This is a genomic window from Bradyrhizobium sp. 154 (assembly GCF_023073875.1).
In the GTDB taxonomy this organism is placed as follows: domain Bacteria; phylum Pseudomonadota; class Alphaproteobacteria; order Rhizobiales; family Xanthobacteraceae; genus Bradyrhizobium.
Window position 1 is genome coordinate 163600 of sequence record NZ_JADPKG010000112.1, and the last position, 24047, is coordinate 187646.

Annotated in this window: 23 protein-coding genes and 1 pseudogene; 16 read left to right on the forward strand and 8 right to left on the reverse strand. The window is 64.3% G+C overall.

Annotated features, from left to right (window positions below; translation table 11 throughout):
- Nucleotides 1-23: 23 nt before the first annotated feature.
- Nucleotides 24-1340 carry an MFS transporter gene (locus tag IVA92_RS27980; RefSeq protein ID WP_247279269.1) on the forward strand — a complete coding sequence of 439 codons (1317 nt, stop codon included), beginning with the start codon at nt 24-26 and terminating at the stop codon, nt 1338-1340.
- Nucleotides 1341-1343: 3 nt separating this feature from the next.
- Here the strand turns inward: IVA92_RS27980 and IVA92_RS27985 are convergent.
- Nucleotides 1344-1514 (reverse strand): annotated as a pseudogene (locus tag IVA92_RS27985) (MFS transporter); the annotation flags it as partial.
- 124 nt (nt 1515-1638) lie between these two features.
- Here IVA92_RS27985 and IVA92_RS27990 point away from each other — a divergent pair.
- Nucleotides 1639-2586 carry an oxygenase MpaB family protein gene (locus tag IVA92_RS27990; protein WP_247279270.1) on the forward strand — a complete coding sequence of 316 codons (948 nt, stop codon included), beginning with the start codon at nt 1639-1641 and terminating at the stop codon, nt 2584-2586.
- A 124-nt stretch (nt 2587-2710) separates the two neighbouring features.
- Here IVA92_RS27990 and glgA read toward each other — a convergent pair whose 3' ends face one another.
- Nucleotides 2711-4126, reverse strand: coding sequence for a glycogen synthase GlgA (gene glgA, locus IVA92_RS27995; RefSeq protein WP_247449696.1), 1416 nt, complete (start codon nt 4124-4126; stop codon nt 2711-2713).
- A 181-nt stretch (nt 4127-4307) separates the two neighbouring features.
- On the opposite strand from glgA, the gene IVA92_RS28000 reads away from it, so the two are divergent.
- The 8 genes from IVA92_RS28000 to IVA92_RS28035 all read left to right on the forward strand — a co-directional run bounded on the left by IVA92_RS28000 (nt 4308) and on the right by IVA92_RS28035 (nt 13286).
- Entirely contained in the window at nt 4308-5504 is a 1197-nt protein-coding gene (locus IVA92_RS28000) for a CaiB/BaiF CoA-transferase family protein (RefSeq protein ID WP_247279272.1), read from the forward strand.
- 132 nt (nt 5505-5636) lie between these two features.
- Nucleotides 5637-7172: an ABC transporter substrate-binding protein gene (locus IVA92_RS28005; RefSeq protein WP_247279273.1), complete on the forward strand. Its 1536-nt coding sequence runs from the start codon at nt 5637-5639 to the stop codon at nt 7170-7172.
- Between the two features lie 7 nt (nt 7173-7179).
- On the forward strand, nt 7180-8130 hold the full coding sequence (locus IVA92_RS28010) for an ABC transporter permease (RefSeq protein WP_247279274.1): 951 nt from the start codon (nt 7180-7182) through the stop codon (nt 8128-8130).
- Nucleotides 8117-8989, forward strand: coding sequence for an ABC transporter permease (locus tag IVA92_RS28015; RefSeq protein WP_247279275.1), 873 nt, complete (start codon nt 8117-8119; stop codon nt 8987-8989). The genes IVA92_RS28010 and IVA92_RS28015 overlap by 14 nt, the downstream gene beginning before the upstream one ends.
- Complete coding sequence (locus tag IVA92_RS28020; RefSeq protein ID WP_247279276.1) at nt 8986-9978, forward strand: ABC transporter ATP-binding protein; 993 nt, start codon at nt 8986-8988, stop codon at nt 9976-9978. Before IVA92_RS28015 ends, IVA92_RS28020 begins: the two co-directional genes overlap by 4 nt.
- The gene (locus IVA92_RS28025; protein ID WP_247279277.1) at nt 9975-10946 is read left to right on the forward strand and encodes an oligopeptide/dipeptide ABC transporter ATP-binding protein; all 972 of its coding nucleotides are present in this window, start codon (nt 9975-9977) and stop codon (nt 10944-10946) included. Before IVA92_RS28020 ends, IVA92_RS28025 begins: the two co-directional genes overlap by 4 nt.
- A gap of 82 nt (nt 10947-11028) precedes the next feature.
- Nucleotides 11029-12096: an alcohol dehydrogenase gene (locus tag IVA92_RS28030; RefSeq protein ID WP_247279278.1), complete on the forward strand. Its 1068-nt coding sequence runs from the start codon at nt 11029-11031 to the stop codon at nt 12094-12096.
- Between the two features lie 110 nt (nt 12097-12206).
- Entirely contained in the window at nt 12207-13286 is a 1080-nt protein-coding gene (locus IVA92_RS28035; protein ID WP_247279279.1) for an isocitrate/isopropylmalate dehydrogenase family protein, read from the forward strand.
- Between the two features lie 35 nt (nt 13287-13321).
- On the opposite strand, the gene IVA92_RS28040 is transcribed toward IVA92_RS28035, so the two are convergent.
- The 4 genes from IVA92_RS28040 to IVA92_RS28055 all read right to left on the reverse strand — a co-directional run bounded on the left by IVA92_RS28040 (nt 13322) and on the right by IVA92_RS28055 (nt 16270).
- Nucleotides 13322-13600 (reverse strand): hypothetical protein, encoded by a 279-nt coding sequence (locus IVA92_RS28040; protein WP_247279280.1) that lies wholly within the window; start codon nt 13598-13600, stop codon nt 13322-13324.
- A gap of 104 nt (nt 13601-13704) precedes the next feature.
- Nucleotides 13705-14526: an enoyl-CoA hydratase gene (locus IVA92_RS28045; protein ID WP_247279335.1), complete on the reverse strand. Its 822-nt coding sequence runs from the start codon at nt 14524-14526 to the stop codon at nt 13705-13707.
- A 296-nt stretch (nt 14527-14822) separates the two neighbouring features.
- Complete coding sequence (locus IVA92_RS28050; protein WP_014497036.1) at nt 14823-15194, reverse strand: helix-turn-helix transcriptional regulator; 372 nt, start codon at nt 15192-15194, stop codon at nt 14823-14825.
- Nucleotides 15195-15220: 26 nt separating this feature from the next.
- Nucleotides 15221-16270 (reverse strand): LysR family transcriptional regulator, encoded by a 1050-nt coding sequence (locus IVA92_RS28055; protein ID WP_247279281.1) that lies wholly within the window; start codon nt 16268-16270, stop codon nt 15221-15223.
- Nucleotides 16271-16751: 481 nt separating this feature from the next.
- Here IVA92_RS28055 and IVA92_RS28060 point away from each other — a divergent pair, with 481 nt between their 5' ends.
- The gene (locus IVA92_RS28060) at nt 16752-17018 is read left to right on the forward strand and encodes a hypothetical protein (RefSeq protein WP_346015484.1); all 267 of its coding nucleotides are present in this window, start codon (nt 16752-16754) and stop codon (nt 17016-17018) included.
- Between the two features lie 205 nt (nt 17019-17223).
- Nucleotides 17224-17955 (forward strand): cytochrome c biogenesis protein CcdA, encoded by a 732-nt coding sequence (locus IVA92_RS28065; protein WP_247279282.1) that lies wholly within the window; start codon nt 17224-17226, stop codon nt 17953-17955.
- Nucleotides 17956-18216: 261 nt separating this feature from the next.
- On the opposite strand, the gene IVA92_RS28070 is transcribed toward IVA92_RS28065, so the two are convergent.
- Both IVA92_RS28070 and IVA92_RS28075 read right to left on the reverse strand, forming a co-directional pair.
- Entirely contained in the window at nt 18217-19674 is a 1458-nt protein-coding gene (locus tag IVA92_RS28070) for a sensor histidine kinase (protein WP_247279337.1), read from the reverse strand.
- Between the two features lie 341 nt (nt 19675-20015).
- A complete protein-coding gene (locus tag IVA92_RS28075; RefSeq protein ID WP_247279283.1) occupies nt 20016-20360 on the reverse strand; it encodes a DUF1236 domain-containing protein in 345 nt (114 codons plus the stop codon).
- Nucleotides 20361-20497: 137 nt separating this feature from the next.
- On the opposite strand from IVA92_RS28075, the gene IVA92_RS28080 reads away from it, so the two are divergent.
- From IVA92_RS28080 to IVA92_RS28095, 4 genes are all read left to right on the forward strand, one after another.
- The gene (locus tag IVA92_RS28080) at nt 20498-20731 is read left to right on the forward strand and encodes a hypothetical protein (protein WP_247279284.1); all 234 of its coding nucleotides are present in this window, start codon (nt 20498-20500) and stop codon (nt 20729-20731) included.
- 377 nt (nt 20732-21108) lie between these two features.
- Nucleotides 21109-22107, forward strand: coding sequence for a TRAP transporter substrate-binding protein (locus IVA92_RS28085; protein ID WP_247279285.1), 999 nt, complete (start codon nt 21109-21111; stop codon nt 22105-22107).
- Nucleotides 22108-22188: 81 nt separating this feature from the next.
- Complete coding sequence (locus tag IVA92_RS28090; protein WP_247279286.1) at nt 22189-22704, forward strand: TRAP transporter small permease; 516 nt, start codon at nt 22189-22191, stop codon at nt 22702-22704.
- Nucleotides 22701-24020, forward strand: coding sequence for a TRAP transporter large permease (locus tag IVA92_RS28095; protein ID WP_247279287.1), 1320 nt, complete (start codon nt 22701-22703; stop codon nt 24018-24020). The genes IVA92_RS28090 and IVA92_RS28095 overlap by 4 nt, the downstream gene beginning before the upstream one ends.
- The last annotated feature ends 27 nt before the right edge of the window (nt 24021-24047 follow it).

Sequence of the window (24047 nt, forward strand, 5' to 3'; positions counted from 1 at the left end):
GGTGCCCGGAGGGCTGACCGCCTGTGCTGTTGTCGAGCAAGCCGAAACATGCAGATCGCGACGGCCCCGTTGAGCAGGACCACGTCGCCGCGCTACCGGCTGTAGGCCTTCCGGCACCGTCGCGCCAGAGCCTGCGCGGGCTCGACTGGTTCATCTTCTTCCTCGCCGATGTGCAGACCGGATTTGGTCCGTTCATCGCGGTTTACCTCACGACGCAGAAATGGACCCAGGTCGAGATCGGCCTCGTGCTGTCGATCGGCGGCATCGTCGCCCTGATCGGGCAGATGCCGGGCGGGGCAATCATCGATGCGGCGAAATCGGAACGGCTGGTGGCCGCGCTTGCGATTGCCACCATCGGCTGCTGCGCGCTGGCCTACGCCGCGATGCCGATCTTCCCAGTGGTGGTGACCGCCGCCACCCTGCATGCGATGGCGAGCTGCGTGCTGGGGCCGGCGATTGCCGCGATCAGCCTCGGCCTCGTCGGTCCGCTCGCGATCGGCGAGCGTCTTGGCCGCAATGCGCGCTTTGCCTCGCTCGGCAACGGCGTCGCGGCGGCAGTAATGGGCACCGCCGGCTATCTGCTGTCGAGCCGCTCGGTATTCCTGGTCACCTTCCTGCTCGCGATCCCGACCCTGATCGCGCTTTCGCGCATCCGCGAGCACGAGGTCGACATCGCGCGCTGTCACGGTGAGATGCCGCCTGAGGCAGCCGATCGCGGCGACACCAATGTCTGGCACCTGATTCAGCAGCGTCCGCTGATCGTGTTCGCGCTGAGCGTGCTCTTGTTGCAGCTCGCGAACGCGGCGATGATGCCGCTGATGGCGAGCGCGGTGACGGCCCGGTCGAGCCAGTGGGCGACGGTGCTCGTCGCCTTTTGCATCGTCGTCCCGCAGGCGATCGTGGCGCTGCTGTCGCCGACCGTCGGGCGCAAGGCACAACTCTGGGGCCGGCGGCCGCTGCTTCTGATCGGATTCGGCGCGTTGACGATTCGCGGTCTGTTGTTCGCAACCGTGCGCGATCCCTATCTACTCGTGCTGGTGCAGGTGTTCGACGGCCTCACCGCGGCCGTGTTCGCGGTGATGATTCCGCTGATCGTCGCCGACGTTGCCTTCGGCAGCGGTCACTTCAACCTGGCGCAGGGCATCGTCGGCACTGCGACCGGCATCGGTGCGTCCTTGAGCACCGCGCTTGGCGGCTATGTCAGCGACAAGTTCGGCAACGCCACCGCATTCATCGGACTATCCGGGGTCGCCGCGACGGGGCTTCTGCTGATTCTGTTCGTGATGCCGGAGACGCGGCGCGCGGGTATGACTGCAGCACCGGATCGTCCATCCTGGTGATGCTCAATTCGTTGCCGGCGTAGCGCCCACGCCGGCCACGCAAGCGTGCCAGCCGAAAGCGTCGAACAGTCGCCCCAGCACGGCCGTGCCGACCAGTCCGCCACAGAAATAGCAGGCAAGATAGGTGCCGCCGGCGATGCCGCGGTTGTCGGAGGCCGCCTGTCCGACGAAGCCGATATGGACGCACTGCCGATTGCGGCGGACTGAGAGCCTTGTTCGTCATTGTTTTGCGCGATGGCGATTTCGCAGGCGCGCGGTCCGGGCTATTGTCGCCATGTCTTCGTCGCGAGGCTTGCAATTGGTTGGTGAAAAAGATCTGGAGGCGTCGCTCGATAGGCTGCGCGCGAACGCGGCGGGACCGGTCGCAGGCGTGTTCGGTCCGGCCTCACTGACCTGGCAGATCGACCGGGAAGCCGTCATCTTCCTCGGCGCCGGCCGTGCGCTGCTGCTGCAACTGGCGCATCCATGGGTCGCGGCGGCGATCGCCGAGCATTCGCGCACTCTTGCCGATCCGATCGGCCGCTTCCATCGCACTTTCGACGTCGTCTTTACCATGGTGTTCGGCTCGCTGGACCGGGCGCTGCGGTCGTCGCGGCAGTTGCACCGGCGCCACAGCATGATCGTCGGCGAGATGCCCGAGACCGTCGGTCCGTTCGCGGCCGGCTCGCGCTACTGCGCCAACGACATTCCCTCGCTCCGCTGGGTCCATGCGACGCTGGTCGAGACCGCGCTGATGGCGCATGATCTGGTGCTGCCGCCACTCTCGGCGGAGGAGCGCGAGCGCTATTGGAGCGAGGCCCGGCTGTACGGCGCCCTGTTCGGACTGACGGGGGATGATCTGCCGGCGGACTGGTCGGGCTTTGCAGCCTACACCAAGGCGATGGCGCAGTCGGACACGCTGACCGTCAGCCCGGCGGCGCGCGAGATCGCGGAGCAGATCTTCAGCGGCGCCCGTCCCTGGTTGCGGCCGCCGCGATGGTATCGCGCGCTCACGGCGAGGATGCTGCCGGAACGCTTGCGAGCCGGCTTCGGATTTGAGCTCGATGAGCGGGACATCACAACTGCCGATCACGCGCTGAAATGGATACGGCGTGTCTATCCGAGATTGCCCGACAGGCTGCGCTATGTCGGGCCCTATCAGGAGGCGCAGGCGCGGCTGCGCGGCGAGCCGCAGCCCGACTGGCTGACCCGATGCCTCAACAGAGCCTGGATCGGGCGGCCGCAGATGGATGTGCGGGGGAAGTAGAGTCTCAAAGCCAAGTGTGTCCGGTCGTGCCGTTCACGGGGTGCCGTTATTCCTCCGTCATTCCGGCGGTACGATGGATTCCGGGCTGGCGCCAAGAGGCGCGCCCTGGAATGACAGTGTCGCCTCACACCGACGCCAGCTTCCGGTATAGCGCGCTGTAGCTGCCGGCCGAGATGCTCCAGGAGAACGATCGTCCCATCGCGCTGCGACGCATGGTATCGAGCTGGTCCTGCGCCATGAACGCCTCGAACGCGCGGCGGACGCCGCCGAGGAAGGATTCACGCGAGGGTCTTGAGAACAGGAAGCCGGTCTCGCCGTCAGTGATGGTTTCGGCAAGGCCGCCGGTCTGGTGTCCGATCGGCAGCGAGCCGAAGCGCTGCGCGTACATCTGGCTGAGCCCGCATGGCTCGAAGCGTGAGGGCATCAGGGTGAAATCGCTGCCGGCGAAAATACGGCGGGCCTGGGCGTCGTTGAAGCCGATCACGACCCCGATGGCGTCGGGGCGGCGCCGGTGCGCGTCGATCAAGGCTTGCTCGAGCGCCGGCTCACCGGAGCCGGTGACCACGATCTGCCCGCCGGCATCGACGATCTCGTCGGCGGCCGACAGCACGAGGTCGATGCCCTTCTGGTGCACAAGGCGGGCAACGATGCCGAACATGGGACCGCGTGAGACCGCAAGCCCGAACTGCTTGCGCACGTAGTCCGCATTCGCTTTCTTGCCGACCCAGTCGCCCGCGCCGAATTGCTGGGCGAGCTGTGCGCAGGAGCGTGGGTCCCAGCTCTCGTCGATGCCGTTGAGGATGCCGGTGAGCTCGGCCGCGTCGGAGCGGACGCGAAGCAGGCCTTCGAGGCCGCAGCCGTATTCGGCCGTCGTGATCTCGCGCGCATAGGTACCGCTGACCGTGGTGAGGTGAGAGGCATAGACCAGCCCCGCCTTGAGGAACGAGACCTGGTCGTAGAATTCGACGCCGTCAATGTGGAACGAGCTCTCCGGAGCGCCGATCCGCCGCAGCGAGTCCTTCGGGAAGAGACCCTGATAGGCGAGATTGTGGATGGTCAGGATCGACGGCAGCTTGGCGCCGCGCCAGGCGAGATAGGCCGGCACGAGCGAGGCCTGCCAGTCATTGGCATGGATCAGGTCTGCTGCCCAATTCTTGTCCAGCGTGCCCATGGCCAGCTCAGCGGCGGCCGAGGCAAGGCGCGCGAAGCGGATGTCATTGTCGGGCCAGTCGCGCCCGGATTCGTCGCCATAGGGATTGCCGGGCCGGTCGTAGAGCTGTGAGCACAACAGCACGTAGACCGGCAGGCCATCCTTGGTCGCGGCCCGTCCGAGCGAGCAGGCCGGCATCTCCGCAAATGCCGGACAGCGGCCAACGATTTGAATGTGCGTGAGTTGCTCGATGATGTCGCGATAGCCGGGCAGCATGATCCGGATATCGGCAAAGGAGCGAAGGGCGCGAGGAAGGGCCGCGGAAACGGCGCCAAGTCCGCCGACGCGGACGAAGTCGTCCATCTCTGTCGTGACGAACAAGACCCTCAAGAACAGCTGCCCTCTGCCGAGCCCGCTTGCCTCTATGCAAGAACGGGTCCAGTTGCCGTCACACTCAAATCCCCGCCCACGCGGCCTGACCGTTCGGTAAAGACTTTCCTACTCAGCCGCCGCCCTCTAGGGTCGGCGCATCAACAACAAAGAACACTGAAGGTTCCATGGGGCTCCGCGGATGCAGCTAGCAGATAAGCATGAGGGGAAGACGACAAAGGCCTTTGCGGGCCTGCGGGTCCTGGATTTTTCGACCACGATTGCCGGTCCCCATTGCACGCGGATGCTCGCCGATATGGGCGCTGAGGTCATCAAAATCGAGAGCGACGGCGGAGAGACGATGCGGACCCGACCACCGCTCCGCAAGGGTTGCAGCACCACGTTCGGCCAGCTCAATGTCGGCAAGAAGAGCGTGGTGCTCGACCTCAAATCCGAGGACGGCAAGGAGGCGGTGCGCCGGCTGGCCGCGACATCAGACATCCTCGTCGAGAACTTCCGCCCGGGGGTGATGCGCCGGCTGCGGCTCGACTACGACAGCATGCGTCAGATCAACCCAAGGCTGATCTACTGCTCGATCTCCGGCTACGGCCAGACCGGGCCCTCGGCCGAACTGCCGGCCTATGCGCCGGTGATCCATGCGGCCTCGGGCTACGACATGGCGCATCTCGCCTACCAGCCCGGCCGCAGCCGTCCCGACTATTGCGGCATCTACCATGCCGACGTCGTCACTGGCACCTACGGCTTCGGCGCGATCGCGTCCGCGCTCTATCAGCGCACCGTGACGGGCCTTGGCCAGCATATCGACGTTTCCATGCTGGAAACGATGCTGTCGCTGACGCTGACCGAGTTGCAGAGTTCGCAATTCGCCGTGAAGCCGCCGCCGCGCCCGATGTTCGGGCCGACGGAGACGGCCAGCGGCTACGTCATGATCACAATCGCCAGCGAGAAGACCTTTCGGGGTCTGATGGAGGTGATCGGCCGCCCCCAATGGATTTCCGATCCGCGCTTTTCGACCTACGCCGCGCGCCGCGAGAACTGGGCCGAGATGATGGACGGCGTCGAAGCCTGGTCACGGCAGCTCACGACCGATGCATGCCTTGCCGCGCTCGGCGCGGCCGGCGTCCCCGCCTCGGCCTATCGCACCGTGTCCGAAGCGCTGGCTGATCCGCAGCTCGCGCAACGGCAGGCGCTGTCCGAGGTGCGGGATGAAGGCGGCTCCTTCCAGGTGCTCAATTTGCCGTTCCGGATGTCGGGCGCGGACACCGCGCCAGCCGAGACGATGGCCGTGCTCGGCGAGCACACGGATGCGCTGCGCGCCGAGATCGGCCTTGCGAGCGATGCGCCAATTCCGTCAGGCAAAACGGCCGCGACGCGCTGAACGCAACGCGCCGCGGCATGCGGCGCTCGAACCCTCGTGCGTTCCTCTTGCCGTGGCGGACATTTGTCGCCAATCTCGCTCCCGAGTCATTCAACGATCCGAAACATCGGACGAGGGATCCTGGGAGGAATCATGACGAAGGCGGCTGCACTCGCACGCAAGCGCGTGCCGATTTTCCTCGTCGCGGCATTTGCTCTGGCCGCGCCTGCGCAAGCGCAGAAATCGGGCGGCAGCATCACCGTCGGACAGGAGTTGGAAATTGCAGGGTTCGATCCGCTCAAGGTCGGCGTCTACGACACCTCCACCTTCACCGCGGCCGCCGCAATCTTCGACACGCTGACGACGCTCGATGAGAAAGGGGAGGCCGCGCCAAAACTGGCGGTGTCCTGGACCCATTCCGATGATTACAAGAGCTGGACCTTCAAGCTGCGCCAGGGCGTGAGATTCCATGACGGCACGCCGTTCAACGCGCAGGCTTTCAAGGAGAATTTCGACCGGCAGAAGGACCCCGCCAACAAGTGCCGCTGCGCCTTCTACATCACCAACGTCAAGGAGGTGCTGGCGCCCGACGAGTACACCATCGTCTATAATCTCACCGATCCGGCCGTGAACCTGCCGGCGACGATAACCATCCAGAGCCAGAACAACGTCGTGCATTCGCCGACGGCCTGGAAGACCAAGGGCGACGACTATAATCGCAATCCCGTCGGCACCGGCCCCTACATGCTGAAATCCTGGACTGCGGGCGACCGCATGGTGCTGGAAAAGAACCCCGATTACTGGGACAAGGGCCGTCCCTATCTTGACCGCATCATCCTAAAGCCGCTGCCGGACGCGCAGTCGCGCTTCGCCTCGCTGCAATCCGGCGAGGCCGACATCATCTGGGACGACGAGAACGACGCCGACAACATCATGAGGGCGCAGAAGGATCCCAAGCTCACCGTGCACACCTACAAGGGCTCGGGCGCGCAGGTCTATGCCTTCAACACCAAGGTCGCGCCGTTCGACGACGTCCGCGTGCGGCAGGCGCTGGTGATGGCGATCGACCGTCCAAAAATGTCGCAGGCGATCAGCAACGGCCTGAGCCGACCCGCGAGCAATCCCTATGGCGACGGCTCCTGGGTCAAGTGCAAGGACGACGGTGCGCTGCCGTTCGATGTCGAGAAGGCCAAGGCGCTGCTCAAGGATTATGGCAAGCCGGTCGAGTTCAAGATGCTGGTGACCGCAACGCCGCGTGGTCGCATGATCGGCCAGGTGCTCCAGCAGTTCTGGAAGCGCGTCGGCGCCAACATGGAGATTGAGCAGGTCGACCAGGCCACCATTCCGTCGCGCGCCTTCGCCCGCCAGTTCCAGCTGACGCCATGGCGCATCGTCGATCTCGCCGATCCCGATCCGCAGATGTATGCGAATTTCCGCAGCGGCAGCCCACTCGCGCTCGCGGGCTTTTCAGATCCCGAGCTCGACCGGCTGCTCGATCATGCCCGCGTCACCGCTGATCCGGCACAGCGCACAGAGGATTATTGCGCGATCAGCCGCCTGATCAACAAGGAGGCGATCTGGTTCTGGACGTTCCAGAACACCTATTACGCGCTGTCGAGCGCCAAACTGAGAGGCTTTCCAAAAATCTACAACGGCGTGATCGACGTCTCGAGCACCTGGCTGGAATGAAAGCGCGATGCTGAACTTCGTCGTTCGGCGGCTCCTTGCCATCCTGCCGGTTCTGCTGGCCGTCTCGTTGCTGACCTTCCTGATCGCATCGCTGCTGCCGGGCGATCTCGCTTTGGTCATCCTCGGCGACCAGGCGACGCCGGAGAACGTTGCGGCGCTGCGCCGTGACATGGGGCTCGACCAGCCGCTGTGGTGGCGTTACCTGAGCTGGCTCGGTCATGTGTTGCAGGGCGATCTCGGCCGCTCCTTCCGCACCGGACAGACGGTGCTCCAGGCGGTGGCCGAGCGCATCCCGGTCTCGCTCCAGCTGATGCTGATGGCGGAGTTCATCGGGCTCCTGATCGGCGTGCCGCTCGCGATCGCCTGTGCCGCGCGCGCCGGCGGCGCCTTCGACCGCTTCATGACCGGCAGCGCCTTTGCCATGCTGTCGATGCCGTCCTTCCTGACCGCGATCCTCCTGATCTATCTGTTCGCGGTCGAGCTGCACTGGCTGCCGGCGACCGGCTATGTGCCGTTCACGGAGGCGCCGCTGGCCAATCTGCGCTTCTTCGTGCTGCCCGCGCTGACGCTGGCGCTGGCGGAATGGCCGGGCATCATGCGCGTGCTGCGCTCCGACATGATCGCGACCTTGCAGGAGGACTATATCGCGTTGGCCAAGGCCAAGGGCCTCAAGCCAGCGCGCATTCTGTTCGTGCATGCGCTCAAGCCGTCGTCGCTGACGCTGGTGACGGTGACCGGGATCAATATCGGCCGCTTGCTCGGCGGCACGCTGATCGTGGAATCGATCTTTGCGCTGCCTGGCATCGGCCGGCTGCTGGTCGGCGCGATCTATACCCGCGATCTTGTCATTCTCCAGGGCGTGGTGCTGCTGGTCGCCTGCGGCTTCGTGCTCGTGAACTTCATCGTCGACATGCTCTACGCCGTGCTCGACCCCAGGATTCGCCATGGCCACGCTTGAGCTCTCGATGCAGGGGGATGCGACGTCCGCGCCCGCTCGCGGCAGGCATAAGTTCGGCCTGCTGTTTTGGCTCGCGAGCGGCTGGCTCGCGATCGTTCTTGCGCTCGCGATCCTCGCGCCGGTGCTGCCGCTGCAGAACCCGACCGACATGGACATGCTGGAGCGCCGCGCGGCGTTCTCCGGAGAGCACTGGCTCGGCACCGACGGGCTCGGCCGCGACGAGTTCGCTCGCCTGATCTTTGGCGCGCGGGTGTCGCTGACAGTCGGGCTGATCGCGCCGATGATCAGTCTCGTTTTCGGCGGCGCGCTCGGCCTGCTCGCCGGCTATTTCCGCGGCCGGTTCGAGATGCTGGTGGTCGGCAGCATGGACGTGTTGCTGGCCTTTCCGCCGCTGATCTTCGCGCTGGCCGTGACCGCCTATCTCGGCCAATCCGTCCCCAATCTCACCTTGATCCTCGGCGTGCTCGGCATTCCCGCCTTCATGCGGGTGGCACGCGCGGCAACGCTGACGCTGGCGCGGCGGGAATTCGTGATTGCAGCAGAGGCGCTCGGCGCCAGCCATGCCCGCATCATCTTGCGCGAGCTGCTGCCGAACGTGATCCTGCCGCTGCTCGCCTTCTTCCTGCTCGGTGTCGCCGTCACCATCGTGGTCGAGGGCGCGCTGTCCTTCCTCGGTCTCGGCGTGCCGCCGCCGATGGCGAGCTGGGGCAGCATGATCGGCGAAGGACGCGACAGTCTCGACATCGCGCCGCGGCTCGCCTTCCTGCCGGCGGCGGCGCTGTTCCTGACCGTCCTGGCCTTCAACCTTGTCGGCGATACCTTGCGGGCGCTGACCGACCCGCGTCAGGGGGCATTGTGAGCGCGCCGCTCCTGAGCATCGAGCACGTCGCGGTCGAGCTGCCGACACCGCGCGGCAATCTGCGTGCTGTGGATCACGTCGACCTGTCGCTGGCGGCCGGCCGCACGCTCGGCATCGTCGGTGAGTCTGGCTGCGGCAAGACCATGCTGTCGCGCGCGGTGCTCCAGCTGCTGCCGAAGAAGGCGAAGCTCACCGGCCGGGTGATATTCGACGGCGAGGATCTGGTGCGGCTCGATGCGGAACGGCTGCGGCGCTTGCGTGGGCGCGATCTGGCGGTCGTGTTCCAGGATCCGATGACCTCGCTCAATCCGGTGCTCACCATCGGCACCCAGCTGATGGAGACGATCCAGGAGCATCTCGAGCTGGATGCCGCGGCGGCACGGAAGCGCAGCATTGAGCTGCTGGCGGCCGTTGGCATTCCGGCACCGGAGCAGCGGCTCGCGCAATACCCGCATCAATGCTCCGGCGGCATGCGCCAGCGCATCGCGATCGCGATCGCGCTGTCCTGCGAACCGAAGCTGCTGATCGCGGACGAGCCCACCACGGCACTCGACGTGACCATCCAGGCGCAGATTCTCGATCTCCTGGCGCGCGAGCAGCGCCGCCGTCACATGGCGATGATCATCATCACCCATGATCTCGGCGTGGTCGCCGGCCGGGCCGACGAGGTCGCCGTGATGTATGCGGGCAGGGTGGTGGAGCGCGCACCGACGTCGGCGCTGTTCAAGCGCATGCATATGCCCTACACCGAGGCGCTGCTGGCGGCGATTCCGAAGTTGGACACCGCGCCGCATACGCTGCTGCCTGCGATCTCCGGCCGTCCGCCGGACCCGACACGGCCGCTGCGTGGCTGCTCCTTTGCGCCGCGCTGCCGCTATGCCGCGGGGCGCTGTCACGAGGCCAAGCCCGAACTGAAGGGCGCGGAGATGCCGGAGCATCTCTATGCCTGCTTCTATCCGATCCGGATGGCCGAGGGGATCGGCGCATGATGCAGCTTGCCGTGCGCCCCGAGCCGCTGCTGAACGTCGACAATCTCGTCGTCGAATATGGTCTCGGCAACAAGACGGTGCATGCCGTCTCCGGTGTCAGCTTCGAGGTCGCGCGCGGCGAGACGCTGGGGCTGGTCGGTGAATCCGGCTGCGGCAAGTCGACGCTGGGGCGTGCGGTCCTGCAATTGCGTCGCGCCAGGTCCGGGCGCGTGATGTTCGACGGCCAGGATCTGACGGCGATGGAGGGCGAGGCGCTGCGCAAGATGCGCCGCCGCGTGCAGCTGATCTTCCAGGATCCGATCGCCTCGCTCAACCCGCGCCGGCGTATCGGCGACATCGTCGCCGAGCCGCTGATCATCGCCGGCGTCAAGGATGCTGCCGAGCGCAAGCGGCGCGTTCACGAGGTGCTCGTCGCGGTCGGGCTCGATCCCGATATCGTGGCGGGCCGTTTGCCGCATGAATTCTCCGGCGGGCAGTGCCAGCGCATCTGCATCGCGCGGTCGCTGGTGCTCAATCCTGAGTTCATCGTCTGTGACGAGCCCGTCTCGGCGCTCGACGTCTCCATCCGCGCGCAGATTCTCAATCTGCTGGAGGAGATGAAAGCGCGCTTCGGCCTGACGCTGCTGTTCATCGCGCATGATCTCGCGGTGGTCAAAGCGGTCAGCGACCGTGTCGCGGTGATGTATCTCGGCCGGCTCTGCGAGGTCGGGCCGTCGGAGCAATTGTTCGCAAGGCCTGCGCATCCCTACACGGACCTGCTGTTGCGGGCGATCCCGGTGCCGGATCCGGACGTGCGTCCCGCCGAGAGTGTGGCGACCGGCGAGCCGCCATCGCCGATTGCGCCGCCGTCCGGCTGCCGCTTCCGCACCCGCTGTCCGCGCGCCGATCAGCAATGCAGCGCGCAGATACCGGAGTTGCGCGAGGTCGCAATCGGCCAGTTCGCGGCTTGCCATCATCCGCGGGCCTAAACTAAGACGACTTCGGGGTTTGTCTCGTCGCGTCGGCCATGGCATGGTGGCGCGACAACAAGAACATGCCGGGAGGATGTCGATGAAGAGCTTCAAGGTCGCCGATTTCAAGGCGCCGCTGCAGGAGGTCGACGAGCCCACGCCGCAGCCGTCGGGTACCCAGGTTCTGATCAAGGTCAAGGCGGCCGGCGTCTGCCACAGCGACCTCCACATCTGGGAGGGCGGCTACGATCTCGGTCACGGTCGTAAGCCGCTGTCGCTGAAGGACCGTGGCATCAATTTGCCGCTGACGATGGGCCACGAGACGGTCGGCGAAATTTTGGCGTTCGGTCCCGACGTGAAGCCGACCGACCAGGGCGACCTCAAGCTCGGCGATGTCGGCCTGGTCTATCCCTGGATTGGTTGCGGCAAATGCGCCACCTGCCTCGGCGGCGACGAGAACATGTGCCTGACGCCGCGCTCGCTCGGCGTCTATTGCGATGGCGGTTATGCCGATCACATGCTGGTGCCGCATCCGCGCTATCTGCTCAATCTCCGGGGGCTCGATCCCGCGACAACCGCCCCCTACGCCTGCTCGGGCGTCACCACCTACAGCGCGCTGAAGAAGGTCGAGCAGCATTTCGACACGCCGATCGTGATGTTCGGCGCCGGCGGCCTTGGCCTGATGGCGCTGTCGCTCTTGAAAGCGATGGACGGCAAGGGTGCGATCATGATCGACATCGATGCGAAGAAGCGCGAGGCGGCGGAAAAGGCCGGTGCGCTCGCGACCGTCGATCCCAAGGCGTCGGATGCGCTGGAGCAACTCGCCAAGAAGGCGGGCGGTCCGATCCGCGCCGTGATCGACCTCGTCGGCAACGCCGCGACGACGCAGCTCGGCTTCGACTGCCTGACCAAGGGCGGCAAGCTCGTCATCGTCGGCCTGTTCGGCGGCGGCGCGACCTGGGCGCTGCCGCTGATTCCGATCAAGGCCGTGACGATCCAGGGCAGCTATGTCGGCAATTTGCGCGAGACGCAGGAATTGCTCGATCTGGTGCGAACGAAGAAAGTGCCACCGATCCCGGTGACGCCGCTGCCGCTCGCCAGGGCCAACGACGCGCTGGTGCAATTGCAGCAGGGCGCGGTGGTCGGGCGCACCGTGCTGACGCCGTAGTTTCACATCGTCGTTCCGGGGCGATGCAAAGCATCGAACCCGGAACCTCGAGATTCCAGGTTCGGTCCTGCGGACCGCCCCGGAATGACATCCCTGGATCAGGAACGTCCATGTCCGCAAATAACGCCTTCCACATTGCCGTGCTGGCCGGTGACGGCATCGGACCCGAAGTCATGGCGCCGGCGATCGAGGTGCTGCGCAGGATCGAGCAGAAATCGGATTTGAGCTTCCGCTTCACGGAGGCCCCGGCCGGCGCCAACAATTATCTCGCGACCGGAAAGTCGATGCCCGACACCACGATCAAGCTGTGCGAGGAGGCGGACGCGATCCTGCTCGGTGCCTGCGGGCTGCCGTCGGTGCGCTACCCCGACAACACCGAGATTGCGCCGCAGATCGAGCTGCGCTTCATCTTCGATCTCTATGCCGGCGTGCGTCCGGCGCGGCTCATTCCGGGCGTGCCGAGCCCGATCGTCGGCGCCGAGCAACGCGGCATCGATCTCGTCGTGATCAGGGAGTCGACCGAAGGCCTGTTCGCCTCGATGGGCAAGGGCATCGTCACCCATGAGGACGCGCGCGAGACCATGGTGATCACGCGCAAGACGTCCGAGCGACTGTTCGAGTTTTCGTTTCGCCTTGCCGAGCGGCGCAGGGCGCGCGGCAAGCCCGGTGCACTCACCTGCGTCGACAAGGCGAACGTGTTTAAGGCTTTTGCCTTCTTCCGCGGCATCTTCGACGAGATCGCCAAGACGCATCCGGAGGTGAAGACCGACCGGCTCTATGTCGATGCCTGCTCGGCGATGCTGGTGAAGCGTCCCTGGGATTTCGACGTGATGGTGATGGAGAACATGTTCGGCGACATCGTCTCCGACATCACCGCGAGCCTGATCGGCGGCCTCGGCATGGCGCCGTCGGCCGATATCGGCGACAAGTACGCGGTGTTCCAGCCCTGCCACGGTACCGCGCCCGACATTATGGGGCAGGGCAAGGCCAATCCCACCGGCATGATCCTGTCGGCGGCGATGATGCTGGACTGGCTCGCCGACAAGCACGGCATCGAGAGCGCGGCTGAGGCCGGCGAGACGATCGAGCGTGCGGTGGACCAGGTCTATGCCGGCGGCATCAAGCCGATGGAGTTCGGCGGCAGCAACGGCACGGCGGACATTACGAAAGCGGTGCTCGCGGCGCTGTAGCCAAAGAAAGGGCCCCCTTGGGGCCCCTTTGTCGTTCACCAGCGGCGCCAGTGGTGGTGACGCCAGCCCCACGGACGCGGACCGTAGAAGCGCGGACCGCCGTAAAAACCGTAGGCGCGGTAATAGTTCGGACGCCACCAGCAGCGGCCCCAGGGGTTACAGACCCAGCGCACCTGTTCGACTTCAGCGGCCGGGCCGCTCGCAATCTTGTCCGCCTGCGGAATGCCGTTCGGCATTGCCGCGAGCGCGGGGCCCGAGGCGAGCGCCGCACCGCCCAAGGCAGCCAGACCAAGCACAGCAAATTTGAGTGTCATCGCAATCTCCCTCATTGGTGGCGGGAGAACTTTCGACAGATCAACTGGTTGCTGATGCATTGAAAAGCGCGAGGAATTTAATCTTCCTGAACGTCGGTTCAGCTTCAGCGCCCCTGGAACTTGGGCCTGCGCTTTTCCATGAAGGCCTGCCGGCCCTCACGAAAATCCTGGGAGTCCATGCAGGCGTTACCGATCGTCTTGATCGTGTCCATGTCGCGCTGGCTCTCGTCCTTCAGAACTTGCGCGATGGTGATCTTGGCGGCCTTGATTGCGAGCGGCGCGTTTTCGGAAATGGTCTGCGCGATTCCCATGGTCTCGCCCCAGAGTTGATCGTCGGGGATCACGCGCTCGACGAGGCCGATGCGCAGCGCCTCGGAGGAATCGATGCGCATGCTCGTGTACATCAACAGGCGCGCCCAGGACGGGCCGACCAGCGACACCAGGTGCCGCAAGCCTTCATAGCCATAGGCGATGCCGAGCCTGGCCGCGGGAATGCCGAACTGGCTGTCGTGCGAGGCGATGCGGATGTCGGCAAGCATCGCGACCTGCATGCCGCCGCCGAGGCAAAAACCCTGGATGCAGGCGATGGTCGGCTTGGGATAATCAGCGAGCAGCGCGCGCTGGGCGGCGCTGCGCTTGGCGTACTCCTCGGACGCCGCCGCGTTGTGCCGCGTCTTCTCGAACTGGCTGATGTCCGCGCCCGACACGAACGCCTTGCCGCCGGCACCGCGGAGGATCACGACGCGCACGGTCTCGTCGTCGCGCAGGCTGGTCAGCGCCTCGCCAAATCCCTCCCACATCTCCAGCGACATCGCGTTGCGTTTGTCGGGATTGTTGAAGGTGATCACGCCGACGCCGCCGGTCGTGTGCTTGAGGATCTTGCGGTCGGCGTAAGCGGTTTCTGTCGTGTCGGTCATGTCGGACATCGCGCGCTCGCTGTCGTTGGCGAGGCAATGTGCGGCGCGGGCGCCGCCGCGGTCAACCGGGTAGGGCGAGGTGTATTGCATCCGCCTGTGCTGCGATCGCATGGCGCGGCGAGGGGGCAGCAAAACCCGCGGGCGAGTGGCAGTAATTGCATGAAAAAGGAGCGGTCATGCCGCCCCGAGAAGGCCGCGCGCACCCCGCGCGGGCTCAGATACAGCCAATCCGCTCGTTCAATCCGGCCGCGCCCCGTGACGCGACGGATTGAACATCGGCCGTTGAGGCCAGAGCGTCGATCGAATCAGGCTTCGTTCGCTGCGATCGATTCCATCAGCGAGACGAGCTGACGCTGCACCGTCTGGTCCTTGATCTTGCTGTAGGCGCGCAGCAGCCGGAGGCTGAAGGCGCTGTCGAGGAAGAGCAGGCTCTCCACTTCGCGCGCCTTGTTGTCGCCGTCATAGAAGAAGGTCACAGGCACGTCGAGGGCGGTGGCGATCTGCTGAAGCCGCGCCGCACCGACGCGATTGACGCCCTTCTCGTATTTCTGGACCTGCTGGAAGCTGACGCCAAGCTTCTCGCCGAGCTCGGCCTGCGAGATCTTCATCTCGACGCGCCGCAGACGGATCCGCTTGCCAAGCTCAATGTCCGGCTTGCCGGCACTGCGCTGCTTCATTCTCTTCGCCGCTGTTTTCATACTTCTCACCGTTGTTCTTCGGTTGAAAATCCCCCGAAGAGCTGGGTCAGGGGTTCGCCCATATACGAGTCGTTGAATTCATGCGGATGCACGAACTCTTCCTTAAACCACGGGAAGCGAGCCGGATTGAAAGCCTCGATCAGCCAGTCAATCATGTGCCGCACGCGCGGAATCCGGCCGCTACCGGGATGGTAGGACAGCCAGATGTCCAGCGGTCGGTTCAGCTCGACCTCCAGTGGAATCAACTTCCCGCCAAGCGCAATGGCGTAGCTCGGAAATACGCCGATTCCGGCGCCATTCGCGACCGCCCAGTAGTTAGCGCTCGAGACGTTGGTCTTCATGACCAGAAGGTCACGCTCCGACACGCCCGGGAAGAAACTCTCGAAAGATTCCTTGGCGGCGAGCTGGTCGGCGAATTGGAGCACCAAGCGGTGCTTGATCAATTCGGCTGCCGAGCGCGGCGCGCCATGTTTTGCGATGTATTTCTCCGAGGCCCAGAACATCAGATGCATACGGCCGAGCCGCACCAGCTTGACGTCGAGGGCCGAGGGACGCGACAGATGGATGGCGACGTCGGCCTCGTGGCGGGAGACGTCGGCCGAACGCATCGCGCAATGCAGGTCGACCAGGATCTTCGGATAGGCTTGCTGGAATTCAACCAGCCGCGGTGCGAGCCAGAACGTCCCTAGTCCCTCGGTGACGGCGACGCGGACTTCGCCGGACAGGGCATTGGCCGTCGAATCGCTGGTCCGCAGCACGTCGAAGGCCGCCGCCTCCATGCGCTCGACGGCGGAGACCACCGTCGCACCTTCGTCGGTCAGATGGGTGCCGTGGACGTCGCGGGTGAACAGGGTGGTGCCGGTCTGACGCTCGAAATCATCGATCCGGCGACGGACGGCGTTGATCGACAGCGACAGGCGTTCGGCCGCCGAGCGGAAACTTCCACATCGGACGACTTCCAGGAATATGCGGGCCGCGTCCCAATCGGAGAGGCCGCTGATATTTGTTTTTGGGCGTTCTTCCAGCGGAACGCCCCTTTCCGCCAAGGAGTGCATACAATTCCCTTCGGTTTGCTAAACTGGCAGAATCTGGCGCAAACTACAACCACGGCGGGTTGCGGGGTGATGAGTTTTGAACGTCATCCTTACTGCGGCGCGAGCGGTATTTGAGTGCTGCCGGGGTTGGAATCGGGCAGACTGTTGCTCGTTTGAGGGGTCATTGCGTGAGTTCCGTTGCGAGCCTTGAGATGGCTGCGGGATTGTCGGAGCTGTCCGCAATGGACGTTCATGCGCGCGAGCCGTTGCCATCGTCCCGGATGGATCAATCGCTGCACACCAGACGTTTGGTCCCGGATCGCTCCGATGGTTGCCGGTGGCGTCGTGGGACGATGTTGGCGGGAACCGCGGTTTCACCGCAGAGACACACTGAAATCGTGTTCAGAGGCTCAGAGGCCTCATGTTATCCTTGTCGCTCCACGGGGGCCGAAGGGGTCGTCACAACCACGTCTCGCAGGCCGATTTAACGGAAAGAACGCCGGTGTCGCATTCAGACGAACATTTGCAGTCGGTGCTGGAAACGCTCGAGGAGTGCCGCAGGGTTCTCAATGCGAGCAACAGCCGCGAGTCGGCCGAGCTGCTGTCCATTGTCATTCTCGACGTCAGGATGAAGCTAAAAGGCATTGACGATGCCGATCTCAAGGCATTGTGCGACGAAATGCTGCGGAGCGCTGCGAGCGAACCGCCGTCCCCTTCCAAGCAGACGCAGGTCCAGCCCCGGCGTCCGCTGCTCCGCGTGGTGAAGTAGCCGCGCCGCCGAGTCTCGCTTTTCGGCGAGATTTGAGCGCATCCCGATGCCGCATCTGTGATCAGGGGCGGCATCGGGAGGAGCCCTGGATTTCGCGCACCTCTGTTGCGCATTCTTAGCCATCGGTTACACCAGAGCCGGTTCGGTCCGGTCCGCGCGCGTTCCCCGCGCCTCGTGCCGGGCCTGAGATGGCTCCGACTGCATCATGCAAAATGTTTCGATTCCGGCGGCGCTGATTGCCGGCCTGGTCAGCTTCCTCTCGCCGTGCGTCCTGCCTTTGGTCCCGCCCTATCTGATCTATCTTACGGGCGCCACGATCGAGCATGTCGAAAGCGACCAGCCGGCCGCGGCGTCCAAGCGCGCGATCATGATGTCGGCACTCCTGTTCGTGCTTGGCTTCTCGACCGTGTTCGTGGCGCTCGGTGCCAGTGCCTCGCTGATCGGAGGCCTGATCCGCGCCTGGTCGGCCGAGCTGTCGATTCTCGCAGGCATCGTCATCATCATCATGGGCCTGCACTTCCTGGGACTGACGCGGATCGGCCTGTTGATGCGCGAGGGCCGGCTGCCGATCCCGAAGCCCGTCGGGCTCTGGGGCGCCTACATCATGGGGCTCGCCTTTGCGTTCGGCTGGACGCCCTGCATCGGCCCGATCCTCGCCGCGATCCTGTCGATTGCCGCGGCCGAAGCGACGGTCACCAAGGGCGCGGGCCTGCTCGCTGTCTATTCCGCGGGCCTCGGCATTCCCTTCTTGATCGCCGCCCTGATGATCGAGCAGTTCTCCGCGCTGTTCGCACGGATGAAGGGCCAGCTCGTCAACGTCGAGCGCGCCATGGGCGTATTGATGGTGATCACCGGCATCGGCTTCCTCACCGGCGCGGTGTCGAACGTGAGCATCTGGCTGCTGGAGACGTTCCCGGCGTTGCAGACGATCGGGTAGATTGGCTATTTCTCGCTGCAGGTCAGGCAACCGCCCGACTGATGAAAGCCTGACATCAGCTCTGTGAACATGAAGACGGCGCTGAGACGAAGCAAAGACGCTACGGAGTTTGTACGATCCGAGCGTTTTCGTTTTCGCGCTTCTCAGCAGGGGTCGCAACGCTCTGATCAACAGAGCGAGGACGCCCGCCAGGCGGCGAAAGCTTTTGCTTCGAGGATCTGCACATGGTTGATTCTCATCGCCGATGCCCCTTCATTCCGTTCACCGCATCTCATCCAGCGCGCACGTCACCGTGCAGACGACGCCGCGCGGCAGGAAGTCGACGGTTGCCTCGCCGCCGAGCTGGTCGCGCGCGCTGCGCTCGATCAGGCGCGAGCCGAAGCCGCGTTGCACTGGGGCCGTCACCGGCGGTCCGCCGATCTCGGTCCAGATCAGCCGCAGCCGCGGCTTCGGCGCATCGGCGATGACCTCCCAGTCCAGGGTCACCCGGCCGGTCTCGTTGGACAGCGCGCCGTATTTCGCGGCGTTGGTGGCGATCTCGTGCACGATCATCGACAGCACCACGGCGAGCCGCGGCGACAGCGGCACAGCCGGGCCGGCCATGCGGATGCGGTCGGGCTTGGCGAGCAGGAACGGCTGAATTGCGCGGGCAATAACGCCTCTCAGCTCCGAGCCCGCCCACTTCTCCTGGCTCAAGAGATTGTGCGCTTCGGCCAGCGCGCCGAGCCGTCCCTCGAACTTGGTCCGCTCGTCCCGGCTGGCGCTGCGGAAGGTCTGCACCGCGATCGCCTGCATCAGGGCCAGCGTGTTCTTGACCCGGTGGTTGAGCTCCTCAATCAGCAGATTGTGCAGCATCTCACCGCGCGCAATCGTGGTCGCCATCCTGACTGCGAAGGTCAGGCCGGTCAGCAGCAGGATGCCGCCGATCAGGCTGGTGATGGCGATGTTGTGCCAGAGCGGCGCGATCAACGAGCTCTCGGCGACGCCAGCCACGACCGTCCAACCGGTTAGGTGCGACCTGGTAAAAGCTGAGGAGAGCGCGATCCCGTCGAGCGAAACGGTCGAAAGGGCTGCCTCCGACGTCCGAGACATCGCATCGTATAGCGCGCCGGAAGCCTGCTTGCCGACCGTCTCGGCAGGGTTCGGTGCGCGCGCGAATACGACGGCCTTGGTGTCGAGCAGGGCCACTGTCCAAAGCCGGTCGGGGCGCTGCTTCTCCAGCAGCTCCTGAAAGATGCTGATCGGCGGGCTGAAGCAGAGATCGTAGATCACCTCGCCATCGCGCAATACCGGGACCTCGACGGTGAGCACCTGCCGCCCGTTGATCGCGCCGGTGAACAGGTCGGAATATTGCGGCGACCTGGTTGCGAATACCTTTTCGATGATCTCCAGATTGCCGCGCCGCGGCAGGCTCGCGATGTCGTCCGTCGTCGAGGAGAACAACAGCCGGCCCTTGCGGTCGGAGATCAACACGAGACCGCCCTTGCCATACTGGTCGAGGAAGCCGAGCGCGATGCGGCGGAAGTTCTGGAAGTCGTCGTTGCGCAGCGAATTCGTCAGCGCCAGGACCTGCAGGCCGCCGGTCATCCGCTGCACTTCGGAGTCCAGCACAAGGCGCATGCTGCGCACGTTCTCCAGCACGCGGCTGGTCGCGTCAGTTCGATCCTGCTTGTAATTGTAGACGGCGATGCCGACCGCGAAAATGATCAGCGGCAACATCGTTCCCGCGACCAGGAGAGCGAGTCGGACCGGCAGGGTAAGCTTTGACAAACGCGGGCGTCCCGATTCCAGCGCAGCGGCGCTAGATTATGGTTTTGGCAAGACCATAAGGGCAGCACTTCTCCGGCGCCACGATTTTTCGCATCCGCGAGCAGGCCGGGAGATTTTGGGATGCAGCCGGGGCGGGGGTCAGATCATCGCGATCGCGGTCAATAGCAGGCACGTGGCGTAGACAGCCGCCAGACTGAGCCCGGCGATCCGGGCCTCTCGATGCGATTTCATGCGGTCAACTCCAAGTGGGCGGCCGCCGCTGGCGACAGCCGCCGGAGGTCACGTCGTGATCAATCGATTTCCTGAACGACCGTGCGTGAACCCGGATCCACCAGCATCACGCGATCGCCGAAATAGACATAGCGGTACTTCGTCAGCGACGGCCCCCAATCCGCCGGAACGGCCTCAAGCTCGACGTCACCCGGCACCGTCGCGCCGACGACAATCTTTTCCTTCGTCGTCAGCGGACGGACGCGGTGCTCGGTGATGTAGGATTTGATCTTGGTCCGGTATTGCGGCTCGATCTGAACTGTCGCCGCGTGACCGGTTCCGGTGGTGGTCACCACAGTGGACTGCGCGAAAGCGCTGGTCGAAATCAGGACCGCCGCAGCGGACAGCAGGAACAGTTTTTTCATCTCGTTCTCCTCAAAAGAATTAAGTGTGCCACCAACAACTTGGGGTGAGCGAGGTTCCCAGCCCAGGGAACAAGTTGCCGCTTTTTCCCGTTGTAAATTGACCGGGCCAAACTGCCCGGAAGTTGGAGGAGGAAAACATGAAGCTGAAGATTGCGACCGCAGCACTGATGGTTGCTGCTTTCTCCATGCCAGCGTTCGCGGCCGACGAGTTCTACGTCGTCCAGGACGTCAAGACCAAGAAGTGCACTGTCGTCGATAAGAAGCCGACAGACGCCTCCATGACCGTCGTCAGCCCTTCGGGCACGGTCTACAAGACGCGTACCGAGGCTGAGAGCAGCATGAAGACCGTCAAGGTCTGCACATCCAATTAGGGAGAGTGTTGATGCCCGTATTTATTCTCTGGGCCGTGCCGGCGATCGTTGTGATCGGCGGCGGCATCTATCTGATTGGCCACATGCACTAGGCCTCTCGCGGGAGGCGGGCGGACCTCTGCGTGCAGCGCACAGGCCCGCAAGCCTTCCGCTTTTACGAGAGCCGGAAGTGGCGCATGCGGCCTTGCGCCAGCAGGAACGCGAGTTGCAGTGCAACAGATCGCGCAGGCGCAGCTCTGCGACGAAGAGGAGCGACAACGTACGCGAAATGACTTCCGTCCCGCCGTAGTTTTTCATACGCTCCCCGAACGCCGGCCGTAAGCCGGCCGCGCTCACGCCCCGGCCACAGGGGCGGAGCATCAAAGGGAGGGGAGACGATGAAGCGAAGGTCATTTCTCGCTGGTATCGGTGCGACCGCTGCGGCGGCTACGATCGGCATGCCGTCGATCCTCAGGGCGCAAGCACCGATCACGCTGAACGGCGCCGTCCAGTTCAACGACGATCATGCCTTCAACCGGGCGCTGATCCGGTTCGAGGAGCTGGTGAGGAAGTACTACGGCAAGCCCGTCAACTTCACGCTGCACAAGAACTCCTCGCTCGGCCTCGAGAAGCAATATTTCGAGTATATGTCGCAGGGCAAGGCGGTCGATTACGGCATCGTCTCGCCGGCCCATATGTCGACCTTCGCCAAGGCGGCCCCATTCATCGATGCGCCCTTCGTGTTCAAGGGCATCGAGCACATGAACAAGGTCGTCGAGGCCAATATCCTGACACCGATCGCCGACGAGGTCGCGGCGAAGGCCGAGGTCGTTCTGATCGGTTATGCCGGCGGTGGCATCCGCAACATCTTCGCCAACAAGCCGCTCAAGAATCTCGCCGATCTTAGGGGTCTCAAGGTTCGCGTGCAGGGCGCGCCGATCTGGTCGAAGACGTTTGCGGCGGTCGGCATGAGCCCGACGGTGATCGCCTATAACGAGATCTACAACGCGATTCAGAATGGTGTGATATCGGCCGGCGAAAACGAGGCGGCCGGCGTCGAAGCGATGAAGTTCTATGAAGTGGCCCCGCATCTCAGCCTGACGCAGCACGCGGTGTCGATCCGGCCGATCTGCTTCTCGGTGAAGACGCTGAAGACCTTGCCGAAGGATCTGCAGGACGCGATCATGAAGGCCGGCAAGGAGGCAGGCGACTACGGCCGTCAGCTCGAGTCGAGCGAAGAGGTCGTCAAGCTCGACACGCTCGAGAAGGCCGGCAAGCTCAAGCGCGTTCCCTTCGAGGAGCGCGACGCCATGAAGAAGCTCGCCGATCCCGTGATGGCCACCTACGCCAAGGAAATTGGTGCCGAAGCCATTTTCGAGAAGATCAACGTCGTCTGAGGTCGCTCTGTCCGCCGACATTAGTCCGGGCAGGCCCCGCTTCTTGCCCGGAAGGCGGATGAACTGCCGCAGGGAGCCCCAATGTCTGAAATGCCCGTCCCGTCCACACCGTCGTTGTGGCGTCGCGTCACGGCGGCCTATGGGAAGCTGCTGGAATTCCTGCTGGCCGCCAGCGTCGGTATCCTGGTTCTTCCGGTCACGCTGCAAATCATCTCGCGCTACACGCCCTTCATTCCTTCCTACATCTGGACGGAGGAGATGGCGCGGTTTCTCTTCATCTGGACGATCATGATCGGGGCCATGGTCGGTGTGCGGGAAGCGCAGCATTTTGAGGTCGACGTGTGGCCCAATCTGTCGCGGCGATCGGAGGCCGCGGTGCGGATCCTCGCCCGTCTCGGCGTGCTGGCATTGGCGCTGGTGTTCCTATTGGCCGGCATGGAGTTTACCCGCTTCGCCTGGAACAGAACTTCGGAATTGGCCGATCTGCCGCTTTGGTTGATTCACATTGCCTGGCCCGTGACCGGCGCGACGTGGATCGTCTTTGCAGGCGAACAGATCATTGATGAAATGCGCGTTCTGGTTGGGGCGGGGCGATGAGCGGCAATGTACTCTCTGCTGGACAGGCCGCGATGGTGCTGTTCGGGGTTTTCATCGGCCTGCTCATCGTGCGCGTGCCGGTCGCTTTCGCGCTCGGCCTTGCCTGCGTGCCGATCCTGCTGATCGAGCCGCACCTGTCACTGATGACGCTCGCGCAGGAGACCTTCAACGCGTACAATTCATTCATCCTGCTCGCGGTCCCGTTTTTCCTGCTGACGGCGAATCTGATGAGCATCGGCGGCATCACCGACCGCCTGGTGGCGCTATCGCGATCGTTGGTCGGGCACTGGCCGGGATCCCTGGCGCAGATCAACGTCGTGCTGTCGGTGTTCTTTGCAGGAATCTCCGGGTCCTCCACCGCCGACGCGGCGAGCCAATCAAAGATCTTCATCGATGCACAGACCAAGGAAGGCTACGATCTCTCCTTTTCCATCGCCATCACCGCGGTTTCTGCGGTGCTGGCTGTCATCATCCCGCCGTCGATCCTCATGATCGTCTGGGGCGGGCTGATCTCGACCTCGATCGCGGCGATGTATCTGGCCGGCATCGTGCCGGGCCTGCTGATCGCGGGCGCGCAGATGGCAACGGTGCACGTCTATGCCGTGCGCCGCGGCTACCCGACCTATCCGAAGGCGACCTGGGTCGAGATGCGATGCGCCATTTGGCGGTCGATACCAGCGCTGATGACTCCGTTCATCATCGTCGGCGGCATTCTGCTCGGGTGGTTCACTGCAACCGAGTCCGCCTGCGTCGCGGTGCTCTATTCCGTCGCGCTCTCGGCGTTCTTCTATCGCGAGACAGGCCCGCGCGAATTATACAAGGCCCTGCTCGATACCGGGCGCCTTTCCGGCGTGGCGCTGTTTTGCGTCGGCACCGCGAGCGCGTTTGGCTGGCTGCTTGCCTATTACAGGATCCCGCAAGAGCTGCTGGCCAACGTCTCGACATGGGGCATGGGCAGCGTCGGGGCCGGCTTCTTCATCGCCTTCTGCTTCCTGGTGGTGGGCTGCTTCCTCGACGCCATCCCGGCGATCATCATCGTCGGCACGGTGCTGGAGCCGCTGGCTAAATCCGTCGACCTCCATCCGGTCCAGTTCGCGATCATCTCCATCGTCTCGCTGGCCTTCGGACTGGTGACGCCGCCCTATGGTCTATGTCTGATGATCGCCTGTTCGATCGCGGGCGTGCGGCTGCGTTATGCTCTGAAGGACACGGTGATCATGCTGATTCCGATGCTGCTCGTGCTGGCGGCGCTCATCGTTTGGCCGAGCGTGTCGCTGTTCTTGCCGCGTCTGATCGTGCCGGAGATGCTCAAATGAGCGTCTGATGGCGCGATCCCGCGGCCA